This window comes from Streptomyces rimosus, assembly GCF_008704655.1.
Classification (GTDB): Bacteria; Actinomycetota; Actinomycetes; order Streptomycetales; family Streptomycetaceae; genus Streptomyces; species Streptomyces rimosus.
Map to the genome: position 1 here is coordinate 1318885 of NZ_CP023688.1, position 15102 is coordinate 1333986.

Consider the following 15102-nt stretch of genomic DNA (forward strand, 5'->3'; position numbering starts at 1 on the left):
CGACACGTGGTTCTCCGGCCCCGGTACCCGGGTTTCGCCGGTCTATCTCCCTCACGACCGGTGGATTACGCACCATCGTTCCTTCAGGGAGCCTGGCCGGTTCGGTCGGCGCCCAGTGCACCCGGTGGCCCTACATTGCGTGCATGACCTCCGCGAGGACCCTGGCGTCCGCGGTCTGCGCCGCCGCGCTCGCCCTGACCGTGCCCGCCTCCGCCCTGGCCGTACCCCGCTCCCCCGCCTCCGCACCGGCCTGGCGTCCGCTGCCCGCCCGTATGGCGGACACCGGCGGCGGCAGTCAGCTGATCACGGCCCGCGCCCCTGACCCGCGCTCCACCACCGGCACGGTCAGCTGGTGGCAGCGGTACGGCAAGCGCTGGCACCGGGTCGGTACGGCGCCGGCGCGGTTCGGCGCGAACGGGCTGGCCGAGGGCCGTACCCGCGAGCAGGGGACCTCGACCACCCCCACCGGGCTGTACGACCTGCCGTTCGCCTTCGGCCTCGCGAAGGCCCCGGCCGGTACGACGGTCCCGTACCGCCCCGTGCGCGCCTCTTCCTGGTGGTGCCAGGACAACGCCTCCGCCTCGTACAACCGGTGGGTGGACCCCCGGCCGTCGGACTGCGCGGCGAACGAGGCCGAGCGGCTGGCCGGCTATCCGACGCAGTACAGCCGGGCGCTGGTCGTCGGTTTCAACTACCACCGTCCGGTGCGCGGCCGCGGCGCGGGCATCTTCCTGCACGTCAACGGCCGCGGGGCGACGGCGGGCTGTGTGTCCGTACCGGCCCGTGCGATGGCCCGCATCGTGTCCTGGGTGAAGCCCGCGGCCCGTCCGCACATCGCGATCGGCACGGACTCAGGGCCTACGGCGATCACCCGCTACTGACCGGGCCGGGGCTCGCCACGAGGGGGAAGTGGCAGGCGACGCGGTGCCCCGGCCCGGCCGGCTCGGTGGGTACGGGCTCGCTCTCCGCGCAGCGGGCACGGGCCGCCGGGCAGCGGGTACGGAAGCGGCAGCCGGAGGGCGGCGCGGCGGCCGAGGGTGTCTCGCCGGTCAGCGGGGTGCCCGCGGCGGGGGCCGTGGGGTCGGGTGCGTTGACCGTGTCGAGCAGGCCGCGGGTGTACGGGTGCAGGGGCCGCTCGAAGACCTCGCGGGCCGGGCCGGTCTCCACCAGTTTCCCCAGGTACATGACGCCGACGGTGTCCGCGAGGTGCCGGACCACCGCCAGGTCGTGGGAGATGAACAGGTACGTCAGCCCGCGGTCGCGCTGGAGGTCGCGCATGAGGTTGAGGATCTGCGCCTGTACGGACACGTCGAGCGCGGAGACCGGTTCGTCGGCGACGACGAGGGACGGGGAGAGGGCGAGCGCGCGGGCCAGGCCGAGGCGCTGGCGCTGGCCGCCGGAGAATTCGTGCGGGTAGCGGTCCACGGCGCCGCGCGGCAGGCCCACGTCGTCGAGGAGGGCGGCGACCCGCCGCTGCTGGGCCGTGCGGTCGCCGATGCCCTGGATGACCAGCGGTTCGCGCAGGATGGTGCCGACGCGCATCCTGGGGTCCATGGACGCGTAGGAGTCCTGGAACATCAGCTGCACGTCGCGGCGGTGGGCGCGCAATTCCCGGCGGGACAGGGCGCCGATGTCGCGGCCCGCGAAGCGGATCGTGCCGTCCGTCGGCGGCTCCAGGCCGACGACCAGCCGCCCGAGGGTGGACTTGCCGCAGCCGGACTCCCCCACGATGCCGAAGGTCTCGCCGCGGGTGACGGTGAGGCTGACCCCGGCGACGGCGCCGACTTCTCCGGCGCCCTTGCGGCGGGCGAAGGGCCCGGCGTGCAGGGCGTATCGCTTGGTTACGTTGTCGAGGTCGAGAAGGATGCCGGGGTCGGTGAGGCGGCCGGCCAGTGGGGATTCCACGACGGCTGCGGGTTCCGTTGCGGATATGGGCTCGGCGGCGGCCGGGTGGAAGCACGCGTACGCATGGTCCGAGTCGCCCAGCAGGGCGGGTTCCTCCGTGCGGCACTCGGCGGTCGCGTAAGCGCAGCGCGGCGCGAAGCGGCAGCCGGCGGGGCGGGTGAGGAGGGCGGGCGGCAGGCCGGGGATGGTGGCGAGGGTGGTGCCTTCGGCCGCGGCGCGTTCGGGGAGGGCGGCGAACAGGGCCTCGGTGTACCGGTGGCGTGGCGCGGCGAACAGGCTCCGTACGCCGGCGCTTTCGGCGATCTTGCCGCCGTACATCACCGCGACCCGGTCCACCCGTTTGGCGATGACGCCGAGGTCGTGGGTGACCAGGATCATCGCCATGCCGAGGCGGGCGCGCAGGTCGTCGATGAGTTCCAGGATCTGGTGCTGGGTGGTGACGTCGAGGGCGGTGGTCGGCTCGTCGGCGATCAGCAGCCGGGGCTCGCAGACCAGGGCCATGGCGATCGCGACGCGCTGGCGCATCCCGCCGCTGAGCTGGTGCGGGTAGTTCCGCATCCGCTCGGCGGGCTGCGGCATGCCGACCAGCCGCAGCGTCTCCTCGGCCTTCGCCCAGGCGTCCCGCCGGGTCGTGTGCTGGTGCAGCAGCAGCGGTTCGGCGACCTGGGCGCCGATGGTCATGGTCGGGTTGAGGGAGGTAAGCGGGTCCTGGAAGACCATGCCGATGGTGTTGCCGCGTACGTGCCGCAGGACCGGTTCGGGGGCGGCGGCGAGGTCCGTCGGACTGCCGGTGCCGTCCCGGAAGAGGACGCGTCCCCCGGTGATCCGGCCGCCTTTCGGCAGCAGGCCGAGGACGGACAGCGCCGTCATGGTCTTGCCGCAGCCGGACTCGCCCACGATGCCGAGTGCTTCTCCCGGCGCGAGGTCGAGGCTGACGCCGTCCAGGGCGTGCACGGTACGGCCGCGGCTGGCGATCTCGACGTGCAGGTCCTCGACGGCCAGCAGCGGTGCGGCGGTGCCGGACGCGGGGCGGGTGGTCGCGGACAGGGGGTCGGCGGTCATGGGCCCTTCCTCAGCTCTTCCGGAGGCGCACGTCGAAGGCGTCCCGCAGGCCGTCCCCGATGAAGTTGAACGCGGCGACGACGAGGACGATGGCCAGGCCCGGCGGGAAGATCAGCCACCAGTGGCCGACCTGGGTGTAGGTGATGCCGGCGGAGAGCATGGAGCCCCAGTCGGCGGCGGGCGGTGGGATGGACAGGCCCAGGAAGGAGAGGTAGGCGACGTAGAGGATGGCGTCGGCGACCTGGAAGGTGGCGTTGACGATGACGGTTCCCACGGCGCCGGGCAGGATGTGCCGGAAGACTGCCCGGGTCCCGCCGCCGCCCATCAGGCGCATGGCGTGCACGTAGTCGCGGCTGCGCAGGGCGAGCGCTTCACCGCGGATGAGGCGGGCCGGGGACAGCCAGGCGACCGAGGCGATGATCAGGATGAGTACGGGCTTGCTGGGGGTGACGATGGCGGCGACCACGACCAGCAGGAACAGCGCGGGGATGGCGAGCGCGGCGTCGGTGACGCGCATCATGGCCGCGTCCGCCCAGCCGCCGAAGTAGCCCGCGACCGCGCCGTAGACGGTCCCGAAGAGGGTGGCCAGCAGCCCGGCGGCGAGGCCGACTTCGAGGGAGGTCTGCCCGCCGTACATCAGCCGGCCGAGCATGTCGTAGCCGAGGTCGGTGGTGCCGAGGAGGTGGCCGGGGCTGCCGGGCGGCAGGGCGGCCCGCGAGAGGTCGGTGTGTGTCTGGTCGGTGGGGTGCAGCAGCGGGCCGAGGTAGCACAGGGCCAGCAGGCCGAGCAGGACGACGGCGCCGGTGAGGGCGAGTTTGTTGCGGGTGAAGACCGAGAGGGTGCGGCGCAGCGGTCCGGGGGCGGCGGGTGCCGGGTCCGCGGCCGGTGCGGTCCCGCTGCTGCTGGGCGCGTCCATGAAGGGTGCGGTCACGACACGCTCCTGATGCGGGGGTCCAGTACGGCGTACGCGATGTCGGTGATCAGTGAGCCGAGCACGGTGGCCACGCCGACGACCAGGGTGACGCCGAGCAGGACCGGGAAGTCCGAGCCCTGGGCGGCGTTCCAGAACAGCAGCCCCATGCCCGGGTAGTTGAACATCGACTCGACGACGAGGAGGCCACTGAAGAGGGTGGGGAGGTAGAGCCCGAGGAGGGTGGCGAGGGGGATCAGCGCATTGCGCAGCACGTGCCGGGCCATGACGCGGGCGTTCGACTGCCCTTTGGCGCGCGCGGTGCGTACGTAGTCCTCTTCGAGGTTGTCCAGAACGGCCGAGCGCATGTAGCGGCTGAACGCGGCGATGATGCCGAGCGCGGTGGTCACCACGGGCAGGACCAGCGCGGGCGCTTCGGCGAGCAGGCCGCCGACGGTGTCGGCCTGCGGCGCCTCGGCCGGGAAGATCTGGAGCTGCTGGCTGAAGACGAGGATCAGGACCAGGCCGAGGAAGAAGACCGGGGTGGCGTAGGCGAGGAAGGCGGCGCCGGTGAGCAGGTAGTCGGCGGCCCTGCCGCGGCGTACGGCCTGGAGGATGCCGAGGGGCACGGCCAGTACGGCGGCGAGCGCGATCGACAGGCCGGCCAGCAGCGCGGTCTTCGGGAGGCGTTCGCCGAGCAGCGAGGTGACGGACTGGTTGAGCTTGTACGACTCGCCGAGGTCGCCGGTGAGCAGCCGTCCAAGGTACATCGCGTACTGCTGCGGCAGGGAGCGGTCATAGCCCTGCTGGTGGTCGAAGTGGGCGATGGCCTCCGGGGTGGCCTTGACGCCGAGGATGGCGCGGGCCGGACCGCCGGGCAGCAGGTGCAGCAGCACGAAGACGATGACGGAGACCAGCAGCAGGACGACGGCGGCCTGTGCGAGGCGCTTGACCAGGAAGCGGATCACCGGCCCGCACCGCCCTTCTTGACGAAGTACCAGTCCTGCGGCGCCAGGCTGAGCGTGGGGTTCTGGTCGATGCCGCGCAGGTCGTTGCGGATGACGGAGACCTGGTAGGCCGGGTTGGGCGTCCACAGGACGGGCACCTGGTCCGCGGTGTAGCGGGCGTAGTCGCGCAGCGCGGACGGGTCGTCGGAGTACTCGGTCTTCTTGATCAGCTCGTCGGCCTTCGGGTCGGACCAGTTGCCCATGTTGGAGGGCGCGCCGGTGGCGAAGAGGGATTCGCCGCTGGCCACGGTCGGGAAGTACCAGCTGCCCTGTGTCCCGAAGAAGCCCAGCTGCCAGGCGGAGCACACCGGTTCCGTCTTCTTGCAGGGCACGGTGGTGCCCAGGACGGTGTTCAGCGGCTGCTGCCGGATGTCCAGGGTGATGCCCGCCTTGTCCATGGCGGACTTGATCTCCTGCATGGTGTTGGACGTCTCGGTGGAGCCGGACTGCGAGAGCAGTTCCAGACGCAGGGGCTGACCTGCGGGGATGTCCTTGCCGCACTCATCCGGCCCGGTGCCGGGGCGGGCGCAGCGCAACTGTCCGCCGGTGCGCTGCCAGCCGTGCGCGGCGAGCAGCGCTTCCGCCTTCTCCGGGTCGTACGGGAACGGGTCCCGGTCGAGCTGTCCGGCGGGCACCGGGCCGCGGGTGGGCTCGGCGCTGCCGTGCCAGACGACGTCGGCGATCGTCCGCTGGTCGATGAGGTGCTGGAGGGCGCGGCGCAGATAGGTCTGGCGGAGCAGCGGGCCCGCGGTGGGGTGATTGAAGTTCAGGACGATGTAGGTGATCGCCCAGCCTTCCCACGGGTCGATGCGGTAGCCCAGCTTTTTGAAGCTCGCGGAGCGGGCCATCACGGACGGCGGAATGTAGCCGTAGTCCACGCCGCCCGCGCGCAGCACGTTGAATTCGGAATCCGCGGTGGTGAACGGCTTGAGGACGACGCGGTCGAGATGGGGCTTGTCCGGGCCGCTGTACTGCTGGTTGGGAATCAGCGACACCTGCCCGGAGGTGGTCCACTTCTCGATGCGCCAGGGTCCGCTGACGGTTTTCCAGAGCGGGTCGGTGGCGAACTCCGAGAGCTTCCTGGCGTGTTCCAGCAGGCGCGCGAAGACCTTCTTCGGATTCTCGTCGTGCGGGTCCCAGGCGTGTTTGGGCAGCGGGGTGAAATCCTGGAGCTGGTTGCCGGTGAACCAGGCGGGGTTGTACGCGCGGTCCAGGCGCAGCCGGAAGGTGTGGTCGTCCAGCACCTCGAACTTCTTGACGTTGTCGGGCAGCAGGCCCGGCGAATAGCCCGCCCACTCCTGCTTGTCGTGCTTGATCAGGTCGTACCAGAACTCCACGTCGCGGCTGGTGACGGGCGTGCCGTCGGACCAGCGGTAACCCTTTTTCAGCGCGATGGTGACGGTGGTGTTGCCGTCGCTGTAGCGCGGCTGCCCGGCGAGGTTGCGCGGGCTGTCCATGGTCAGGCCCGCGCCCTTCTTCTCGGCCGTGTAGAGGGGCGGGTAGAGGAGGTCCTGTACGGCGTTGTTGTACGAGGCCAGGTAGCCGGCCGTGCCGATCGGGAAGATCCAGTTGGGGGTGGCGGCGGGCGGCAGCGCCATGGTGGCCGTACCGCCCTCGACGCGGGTGCCGCCGGTGGCGCCGAGACTGGTGACGGCCCCGTTCTCGGGGCCGCAGCCGGTGAGCGTGGCCGTACCGAGCAACAGCGCGAGGAGGGCGGCGAGCAGGGCGTGGAGGGGGCCGCGTCGGCGGGTGCTGCGCGGGCCCATGCTGCCTCCGGGAGGTCGGCCGGTCGAAGAGTGCGAGAAAAGTACGGACGGCCGAGAAAAGAAGTCAAGGGTCTGGCGGAACATCGCCAATTGGTGTGGACTGGACGCCACTTGATTCCCTGACTTCATTCGGCCATCGAAGAAAGACCGGGACCGTATACCGACGTTCCAGCGAAGGGCGCCGCCATGACCGCCGCCGAGATTCCGCCATGACCGGCACCGAACCCGGCTCCGCCGCGCACGTCCTCGAACTCGTCGCGGCCGGCACCGCCCGCTCGCGCGCCGACCTCGTACGGGAACTGGGGCTTGCCGCCTCCACCGTCTCCGCCCGCGTCCAGGAACTGGTCGACGCCGGGCTGCTGACCGAGTCCGGTGAGGGCGCCTCGCGCGGCGGGCGCCGCCCGCGGCTGCTGCGCGTCCCGGACGGCGGCACCGTCGCGCTCGCCGCCGACCTGGGCAGCCACCACATCCGTACCGGCGCGGTGGGCCTGACCGGCACCGGCTACGACATCGACGAGTGCGCCTTCGACCTGACGGCCGGCCCCGAACCGGCCGTCGGCCTGCTCGCCGAGCGGCTGACCGCGCTGGCCGCCCGGCAGCGCGCGGCGGGTCGCGCCGTGTGCGGGGTGGGCGTCGGCTTCCCCGGGCCCGTCGATCCCGCGTCCGGCCGGATCATCGCCCCGTCCCGGATGCCCGGCTGGCATCTGTACGAGCTGCGCGACCGGCTCGCCGATCGGACCGGCCTGCCGGTCCTGGTCGACAACGACGCCAACGTCCTGGCCCTGGGCGAGCACCGGGCCACCCACCCGGACCTGCGGCACCTGGTCGTGGTCAAGGCGGGCCGCGGCATCGGCTCCGGCGTGATCAGCCACGGCCGGCTCTACCGGGGCGCCCGCGGCTGCGCCGGCGACATCAGCCACGTACGCATGGACGCCGCCGCCGAACGCCCCTGCTCCTGCGGGAACATCGGCTGCCTGGAGACCGTGGCCAGCGGCGCCGCCATCGCCGCCGCCCTGCGCGAGCGGGGCATCGGAGCGGAGTCCACCACCGACATCCTGCGGCTCGTCGAGGACGGCGAGCCCCACGCCACGACCCTGGTGCGGCAGGCAGGGCGGCACATCGGCGCGGTGCTGGGAGTGGTGGTGAACTTCTTCAACCCGCAGGCCGTGGTGCTGGGCGGCGCGCTCTCCGCCGCGGAACCGCTGGTCGCGGCCGTACGCGGGGTGCTGTACGAGCGCTGTCTGCCGATGGCGACGAGCGAGCTGTCCATCGTGGCCGCGAGCCGCGGCCCGGACGCGGGCCTGCTCGGCGCCGGGCACGCCGCACTGCGCGAACTGGCCACCGAAGGCGGGCTGCCGGTCCTGCCCGCAGCCCGTAGGTAACCCCCGAAGAAAGGTGCACCATCGACATGCGCATCGCGATCGGCGGCATGGCCATCGAGTCCAGCCAGTTCTGCCCGCACCGGTCCACCTACGACGACTTCCGCGTCACCCGTGGCGCCGACCTGCTCGGCCGCTACACGTGGACGCGGCCGGGCGGCTTCGGTACGGACGTGGAATGGGTGCCGCTGGTGCACGCGGTGGCGCTGCCCGGCGGGCCCGTCGAGCGGGACACGTACGACCGCATCAAGTCCGAACTGGTCACGCGCATCCGGGAGGCCGGGCCGCTGGACGGCCTGGTCTTCGACATCCACGGCGCCATGAGCGTCACCGGCCTGGACGACGCCGAGGCGGACCTGGCCGAGGCCGTACGGGACGCGCTCGGCCCCGACGCGCTGATCTCGGCCGCCATGGACCTGCACGGCAACGTCTCGCGCCGCTTCGCCGACCGCCTCGACCTGCTCACCGCGCACCGGCTGGCCCCGCACGAGGACGCCTGGGAGACCCGCGAGCGGGCCGCCCGCAAACTGGTCGGGCGACTGGCGTCCGGCAAGGGCCGCCCGTACCGCGCCTGGGTGCAGGTCCCGGTGCTGCTCCCCGGCGAGAAGACCAGCACCCGCCTGGAACCGGCCAAGTCCCTCTACGGGCGGCTCGCCGCGGTCGAGGCGCTGGACGGCATCGTGGACGCGGCGGTGTGGGTGGGGTACGCCTGGGCCGACGAGGAGCGCTGCCGGGCCGCGGTGGTGGTGACCGGCGACGACCCGGACCTGGCGCTGGCGCAGGTCCGCAGCCTCGCCCAGGAGTACTGGGACGTGCGCCGCGACTTCGTCTTCGTCGGCCCGACCGGCGACGCCGACACCTGCATAGCGCGCGCCGTGGCGTCCCCCGCCCGCCCGTTCCTGATCAGCGACTCCGGCGACAACCCGACCGCGGGCGGCGCGGGCGACCTCGCGTACATGCTGGGCCGTCTGCTGGCGCACGAGGACCTGGCGAGCGGGCGGGTCACCGCGCTGCACCCCGGCATCACGGACCCGGCGGCGGTGGCCGCGTGCTTCGAGGCCGGAGTGGGCACCCGGGTGACGCTGAAGGTCGGCGGCCACATCAGCGCGGGCACCGGGCCGCACGCCGAGCCGTACGACCTGACCGGCACGGTCACCGCTCTGCGGGACCCCGCCGCGCCCGCGCCCGGGGCCCCGCGCGGCAACCCGGCGTACGACGGCGGTGGCCGCAGCGCCGCCGTGACCTGCGGCGGGGTGACCGCCGTCCTCACCGAGCGGCGCACGCCGTTCCACACCCGCGCCGACTTCGGGCCGCTGGACCCGACGGCGTACGACATCGTCGTGGTGAAGATCGGCTACCTGGAGCCGGAGCTGTACGCGATGGCCGCCGACTGGCTGCTCGCCCTCACCCCGGGCGGCGTGGACCAGGACCTGCTCCGTCTGGGCCATCGCCGGGTCGCCCGTCCGCTCTACCCGTTCGACGACGCGGGCTTCGAGGACCCGGACCTGACACCGGTCCTGCTCTGACGGCCCCGGGCCCTTCGGACCGGCGCCTGGGGCCCTTCGGTGCACGAAAACGGCCGAACCGGCCAGTACGGCCGGTATGGGCGGCGCCGGTGCATGACGGCCCGTACGGTGGAGAGGCGCTCCCTGATCACCTTTCCCCGACGGAGGGCCCCGATGGAGTCGCCGACCCCGCTCACCGAGAGCGAACTGCTCGATCTCGACGCCCACTGGCGGGCGCTGAACTACCTCGCGGCCGGCCAGATCTATCTGACCGGCAACCCGCTGCTCACCGAGGACCTGCGGCCCGAGCACATCAAGCCGCGGCTGCTCGGCCACTGGGGCACCTGTCCCGGCCTGAATCTCGTCTACACCCACCTCAACCGGATCATCGCCGCGCACGGGCAGGACGCGGTGTGCGTATGGGGCCCGGGGCACGGCGGGCCCTCGGTGTTCGCCGGGGCCTGGCTGGAGGGCACGTACGGGGAGCTGAACCCGGACGTCGGACGGGACGCGGCCGGGATGGCGCGGCTGTTCAAACAGTTCTCGTTCCCCGGCGGGGTGCCCAGCCACGCCGCGCCGAACGTACCGGGCTCGTTCCACGAGGGCGGCGAGCTGGGCTACTCCCTCTCGCACGCGTACGGCGCCGCCCTGGACAACCCCGACCTGCTGGTGGCCTGCGTGATCGGGGACGGCGAGGCGGAGACCGGGCCGCTGGCGGCCTCCTGGCACGCGAACAAGTTCCTGGACCCGCGGCACGACGGCGCGGTGCTGCCGCTCCTCCACCTGAACGGCTACAAGATCGCCAACCCCACGGTCCTCGCCCGGCTCGACGAGGACGAGCTGGAGGCGCTGCTGCGCGGCTACGGCCACGAGCCGCTGTTCGTCACCGGCTCGGACCCCGCGCAGGTGCACCGGGACATGGCCGCGGCCATGGACACCGCGCTGCACCGCATCCACGAGGCGCAGCGCGCCGCCCGCGGCGAAGGCGACCGGGAACGGCCCCGCTGGCCCGCGATCGTGCTGCGCACCCCCAAGGGCTGGACCGGCCCCGGCGAGGTGGACGGCACCCCCGTCGAGGGCACCTGGCGCGCCCATCAGGTGCCGCTGTCCGGGGTGCGGGACAACCCGGACCACCTGCGCCAGCTGGAGGGCTGGCTGCGGTCGTACGCGCCGGACGAACTCTTCGGCGGCGACGGCCGGCCGGTGGACCGGGTGCTGGCCTGCGTGCCGAGCGGTGACCGGCGGCTCGGCGCCTCCCCGCACGCCAACGGCGGCCGGCTCGTCCGTACGCTGCCGCTGCCCGACCCCGAGAAGTACGCCGTCCCGGTCGACAAGCCCGGCACCCGGATGCACGAGCCGACCCGCGTCCTCGGCGGCCTGCTGCGCGACCTGATGGAGCGGACCGCCGACCGCCGCGACTTCCGGCTGTTCGGCCCGGACGAGACGGCCTCCAACCGGCTCCAGGACGTGTACACCGCCACCGACAAGACATGGCAGGCCAGGACCGAGCCCACCGACGAGCATCTGGGGCGGCACGGACGCGTGATGGAGGTGCTCTCGGAGCATCTGTGCCAGGGCTGGCTGGAGGGGTACGTGCTCTCCGGGCGGCACGGCCTGTTCTCCTCGTACGAGGCGTTCGCGCACATCGTGTCGAGCATGGCCTCCCAGCACGTCAAGTGGCTCCAGTCGGCCCGCTCCATCCCCTGGCGGCGCCCCGTCGCGGGCCTGAACTACCTGCTGACCTCGCACGTCTGGCGCCAGGACCACAACGGCTTCTCGCACCAGGACCCCGGCTTCGTGGACCACATCCTCAACAAGGACCCGCACACCGTACGGGTCTACCTGCCGCCGGACGCCAACAGCCTGCTGTGCGTGGCCGACCATGTGCTGCGTACCCGGGACGTGCTCAATGTGGTGGTCGCGGGCAAGCAGCCGTGTTTCGACTGGCTGGACATCGAGCAGGCGCGGGCGCACTGCGCGCGCGGCCTGGGCATCTGGGAGTGGGCGGGCACCGAACAGCCCGGCACCCGGCCCGACGTGGTGCTCGCCTGCGCCGGTGACGTACCGACGCAGGAGACTCTGGCCGCCGCCTCACTGCTCCGCACCCACCTGCCGGACCTCTCCGTACGGGTCGTCAACGTGGTCGACATGACCCGGCTCCAGCCGAACGAGGAGCATCCGCACGGGCTGACGGAGCGGGAGTTCGAGGCGCTGCTGCCGCACGACGTGCCGGTGGTGTTCGCGTACCACGGCTACCCGTGGCTGGTGCACCGCCTCACCTACCGCCGGGCCGTCCACCCCAACCTGCATGTGCGCGGCTACAAGGAGATGGGCACCACGACCACGCCGTTCGACATGGTGGTCACCAACGACCTGGACCGCTACCGGCTGGTGATGGACGTGGTCGACCGGGTGCCGGGGCTGGCCGTGCGGGCCGCCGGGGTGCGGCAGGCGATGGCGGACGTACGGCAGCGCCACCACAGCTGGATCCGCGAGCACGGCACGGACCTGCCGGAGGTCGAGGAGTGGAGCTGGCCGGACAGCGGACGGTGACGGACGGCGGCCGCTCCGCGCTCCGAAGGCGCGGAGCGGCCGCCGCGTCTACCAGGGCACGACCTGCCCCTGGTGGTCCACGAAGTGGAGGCCGGACTTCCCCCGGTGGCTCTCCATCGTCTCCGCCACCCCGGGAACGCTCTCCTCCACGCTCAGTTCGGCGTCGGCACCGCCGAGTTCGGTGCGCACCCAGCCCGGGTCCATGAGCAGCAGCGTCCGCGGGTCCCCGGCGTGGCGGGCGGCGTAGCAGCGCATCAGCTGGTTCAGCGCGGACTTGCCGGCCCGGTACAGGTCCTGTCCGCCGTCGGTGTTCAGGCTGACGCTCCCCTGGTCGGAGGACATGACGCCGATGGTCCCGTCCGGCGCGACCAGGGGGCGCAGCCACTCCACGACGCGCATCGGGGCGAGCGCGTTGGTGAGCATGACCTCGGTGAACATGTCCGCCGGAACCTCGCCGATCGGTATGTCGCCGCGGGTGATGGCGGCGTTGACGAAGAGCAGGTCGAGGGAGCGCTGTGCCAGCCGGTCGCGCAGGGCCGAGATCTGTTCGGGAGCGGTCATCTCCAGCGACTCGACGGTCAGCCGCCCGCCGGCCGTGTCGGCGAGGTCGTGCAGGCCGGTGCGCCCGCTGCCGCGGACCGTGCCGATGACGTCCCAGCCGCGGCGCAGATACTCGGCGGCGAGCCCCAGGCCCAGGGTCCGGGAGGCGCCGACGACGAGGGCGGTCTTGCGGGTGTCGGTCATGGGGTTCCTGTTCGTGGTCCAGCGGCGTCGTACGGCACGACGAGCGGGAAACCCAGTCTTCGGACGGCCCGTCCGGGCGTCCAATACCCTTTCCGTCCGCATTGATACCGTCACGGCATGGACCTCGATCTGCGCAAGCTCCGCTACTTCCTCGCGGTGGCCGAGCACCGGCACTTCGGCCGGGCGGCACAGGCGCTGTTCATCGCCCAGCCGGTCCTCAGCCGGCAGATCCGCGCGTTCGAACAGGAGCTGGGCTACGCGCTGTTCACGCGGAGCACGCGCAGCGTCGAACTGACCCCGGCGGGACAGCGGTTGTACGACGAGGCGCCGCGGATCACCACGGTGGTGGACACTGCGCTGCGGCGCGTCCACGAGGCCGGGCGGGGCGAGCAGCGGCTCGTCGTCGCCTTCTCGCCCGGCCTCCATGTGGCGGACGCGATCCGGGCGTTCACGGCGCGCCACCCGCGCGTCGCGATCGATGTCTTCCCGCTGCGCTGGTGGGAGCGGGACGCGCCGCTGCGCGACGGCCGCGCGCACGTCGGCTATCTCCGGCACCCGTTCGACGACACGGGGCTGCGCACCGTCCCCATCGGCCACGAGACCAAGGTGGCGTGCCTGCCCGTGACCCACCCGCTGGCGGGTCGTCCCGCCCTCACCTCGGCCGATCTGGACGGCGAGCCGGTACTCGACGTCCGGACGCGGCGGACGTCCTCCCTGGAGGAGAAGTTCGAGCTCATCGCGTCCGGTCAGGGCATCGCCCTGGTCCCCCTCAGCATCGCGGGCTCGTACTCCCGGCCCGACCTCGTGTACCTGACCGTCACCGATGCCCTGCCCGTCGGTACCTGCCTGGCGGCACCGGAAGGCAACTGCACGGGTCTCATACGGGACTTCCTGGACCTCGCCACCGCGATACTGCGCCGCCCCGCCGACGCGCCGGAACCCTCGTCAGGGCTTCGGGTCGCGGGCGTCGTAGCGGGCGAAGTCGCGCCGCCACAGGCCCAGGAGCAGCACCGCCACGACACAGGCGAGACCGCCGCCGACGACCGCGACAGCGGGTGAGGTGAGGTCGGCCGCCGAACCGGTCAGGAAGTCGCCGAGCCGGGGGCCACCCGCGACCACGACGATGAACACGCCCTGGAGGCGGCCGCGCATCCGGTCCGGCGCGGCGGCCTGGAGCATGGTGCCACGGAAGACCATGGAGATGGTGTCGGCGCAGCCGGCGACGGCGAGGAAGAACAGGCCGAGCCACAGGTGGCGGGTGAGGCCGAAGCAGGCGATGGCCGCTCCCCAGGCGACGACCGCGACCAGGATGGCCAGGCCGTGCCGGCGGACCGTACCGAGCCAGCCGGAGAACAGCGCGCCGAGCACCGCGCCGACCGCGGGCGCAGCGACCAGCAGCCCCACCGTCTTCGCGTCGCCGCCGAACCAGAGCACGGCGACCGCGGGGAACAGCGCCCGGGGCTGCGCCAGCACCATGGCCGCGAGATCGGCGAAGAAGGTCATGCGCAGGTTGGGCCGGGTGGCCAGGAACCGCAGCCCCTCCAGCACGGAGGGCCGGCGCGGCCCGTCCTCGCCGCCGTGATCGGGGCGCATGGCGGGCAGCCGCCACATCGCGTACAGGGCGGCGGTGAAGGTCACCACGTCGATCAGGTACGCGGCCTGGTAACCCCACAGGCCGACGAAGACGCCGCCCAGCATCGGGCCGCCCATCATCCCGAGGTTGCTGGTCAGCGAGTTGAGGGCGTTGGCGGCCGGCAGCTGCTCGGGCGGCAGCAGGCGCGGGATCATCGACGAGCGGGCGGGCGAGTTCATCGCGAAGCACACCGCCTGGAGGGCGACGACCGTGTAGAGCACCCAGACCTGCCGCACGTCCAGCAGCGCGGCGGCGGCCAGCGCCACGGACAGCACGGTGGCGCCCACCGCGGTGTACATCCCCAGCTTGCGGCGGTCGACGGTGTCCGCGATGGCACCGCCGTACAGCCCGAAGACGATCAGCGGCACCAGGGAGCACAGGCCGACCGCGCCGACGGCGAAGGTGGAACCGGTCAGGTCGTACACCTGGAGGGAGACCGCCAGGGCGGTCATCTGCTGGCCGACCCAGGAGACGGTGTTGCCGAACCACAGCCGGCGGTAGTGGACCGAGGTGCGCAGCGGCGTGATGTCGGCGAAGAGCCGGGAGCGCAGCGGTGGACGGGGCTTCGGGGTGGCGGGGGATATGGCAGGAGTCACGGGGCAGTAAAGCACGGTACGTGGGTGTGCCACTTACCTGCG

The 15102-nt window shown here is 72.5% G+C and carries 11 protein-coding genes; 5 read left to right on the top strand and 6 right to left on the bottom strand.

Annotated features, from left to right (window positions below):
* Positions 1 to 143 precede the first annotated feature (143 nt).
* Positions 144 to 881, top strand: coding sequence for a L,D-transpeptidase family protein (locus CP984_RS05340; protein WP_003983611.1), 738 nt, complete (start codon positions 144 to 146; stop codon positions 879 to 881).
* On the opposite strand, the gene CP984_RS05345 is transcribed toward CP984_RS05340, so the two are convergent.
* From CP984_RS05345 to CP984_RS05360, 4 genes are read right to left on the bottom strand one after another with little or no spacing between them, the layout of a single operon-like run.
* The gene (locus tag CP984_RS05345) at positions 868 to 2967 is read right to left on the bottom strand and encodes an ABC transporter ATP-binding protein (RefSeq protein WP_003983610.1); all 2100 of its coding nucleotides are present in this window, start codon (positions 2965 to 2967) and stop codon (positions 868 to 870) included. The genes CP984_RS05340 and CP984_RS05345 overlap by 14 nt on opposite strands.
* A gap of 10 nt (positions 2968 to 2977) precedes the next feature.
* A complete protein-coding gene (locus tag CP984_RS05350; protein WP_030179401.1) occupies positions 2978 to 3883 on the bottom strand; it encodes an ABC transporter permease in 906 nt (301 codons plus the stop codon).
* A gap of 11 nt (positions 3884 to 3894) precedes the next feature.
* Complete coding sequence (locus CP984_RS05355) at positions 3895 to 4845, bottom strand: ABC transporter permease (protein WP_003983608.1); 951 nt, start codon at positions 4843 to 4845, stop codon at positions 3895 to 3897.
* The gene (locus CP984_RS05360; RefSeq protein WP_003983607.1) at positions 4842 to 6650 is read right to left on the bottom strand and encodes a peptide ABC transporter substrate-binding protein; all 1809 of its coding nucleotides are present in this window, start codon (positions 6648 to 6650) and stop codon (positions 4842 to 4844) included. Before CP984_RS05360 ends, CP984_RS05355 begins: the two co-directional genes overlap by 4 nt.
* A gap of 209 nt (positions 6651 to 6859) precedes the next feature.
* On the opposite strand from CP984_RS05360, the gene CP984_RS05365 reads away from it, so the two are divergent.
* The 3 genes from CP984_RS05365 to CP984_RS05375 all read left to right on the top strand — a co-directional run bounded on the left by CP984_RS05365 (position 6860) and on the right by CP984_RS05375 (position 12087).
* A complete protein-coding gene (locus CP984_RS05365; protein WP_003983606.1) occupies positions 6860 to 8032 on the top strand; it encodes an ROK family transcriptional regulator in 1173 nt (390 codons plus the stop codon).
* A 26-nt stretch (positions 8033 to 8058) separates the two neighbouring features.
* Positions 8059 to 9555 carry a M81 family metallopeptidase gene (locus CP984_RS05370; protein ID WP_003983605.1) on the top strand — a complete coding sequence of 499 codons (1497 nt, stop codon included), beginning with the start codon at positions 8059 to 8061 and terminating at the stop codon, positions 9553 to 9555.
* A 153-nt stretch (positions 9556 to 9708) separates the two neighbouring features.
* Positions 9709 to 12087, top strand: a complete 2379-nt coding sequence (locus tag CP984_RS05375; protein ID WP_003983604.1) for a phosphoketolase family protein — start codon at positions 9709 to 9711, stop codon at positions 12085 to 12087.
* A 48-nt stretch (positions 12088 to 12135) separates the two neighbouring features.
* Here the strand turns inward: CP984_RS05375 and CP984_RS05380 are convergent, their stop codons facing one another.
* On the bottom strand, positions 12136 to 12831 hold the full coding sequence (locus CP984_RS05380) for an SDR family NAD(P)-dependent oxidoreductase (RefSeq protein ID WP_003983603.1): 696 nt from the start codon (positions 12829 to 12831) through the stop codon (positions 12136 to 12138).
* 117 nt (positions 12832 to 12948) lie between these two features.
* On the opposite strand from CP984_RS05380, the gene CP984_RS05385 reads away from it, so the two are divergent.
* Entirely contained in the window at positions 12949 to 13890 is a 942-nt protein-coding gene (locus tag CP984_RS05385; RefSeq protein WP_003983602.1) for a LysR family transcriptional regulator, read from the top strand.
* Here the strand turns inward: CP984_RS05385 and CP984_RS05390 are convergent.
* Complete coding sequence (locus CP984_RS05390) at positions 13777 to 15060, bottom strand: MFS transporter (RefSeq protein WP_043976752.1); 1284 nt, start codon at positions 15058 to 15060, stop codon at positions 13777 to 13779. The genes CP984_RS05385 and CP984_RS05390 overlap by 114 nt on opposite strands.
* Positions 15061 to 15102 lie beyond the last annotated feature (42 nt).

What these genes read in the sequence shown, in the direction of transcription:
- CP984_RS05360 (WP_003983607.1), bottom strand. Translation starts at nt 6,650, where the DNA reads ATGGGCCCGCGCAGCACCCGCCGACGCGGCCCCCTCCACGCCCTGCTC.
- CP984_RS05345 (WP_003983610.1), bottom strand. Translation starts at nt 2,967, where the DNA reads ATGACCGCCGACCCCCTGTCCGCGACCACCCGCCCCGCGTCCGGCACC.
- CP984_RS05365 (WP_003983606.1), top strand. Translation starts at nt 6,860, where the DNA reads ATGACCGGCACCGAACCCGGCTCCGCCGCGCACGTCCTCGAACTCGTC.
- CP984_RS05380 (WP_003983603.1), bottom strand. Translation starts at nt 12,831, where the DNA reads ATGACCGACACCCGCAAGACCGCCCTCGTCGTCGGCGCCTCCCGGACC.
- CP984_RS05340 (WP_003983611.1), top strand. Translation starts at nt 144, where the DNA reads ATGACCTCCGCGAGGACCCTGGCGTCCGCGGTCTGCGCCGCCGCGCTC.
- CP984_RS05370 (WP_003983605.1), top strand. Translation starts at nt 8,059, where the DNA reads ATGCGCATCGCGATCGGCGGCATGGCCATCGAGTCCAGCCAGTTCTGC.
- CP984_RS05375 (WP_003983604.1), top strand. Translation starts at nt 9,709, where the DNA reads ATGGAGTCGCCGACCCCGCTCACCGAGAGCGAACTGCTCGATCTCGAC.
- CP984_RS05350 (WP_030179401.1), bottom strand. Translation starts at nt 3,883, where the DNA reads ATGGACGCGCCCAGCAGCAGCGGGACCGCACCGGCCGCGGACCCGGCA.
- CP984_RS05385 (WP_003983602.1), top strand. Translation starts at nt 12,949, where the DNA reads ATGGACCTCGATCTGCGCAAGCTCCGCTACTTCCTCGCGGTGGCCGAG.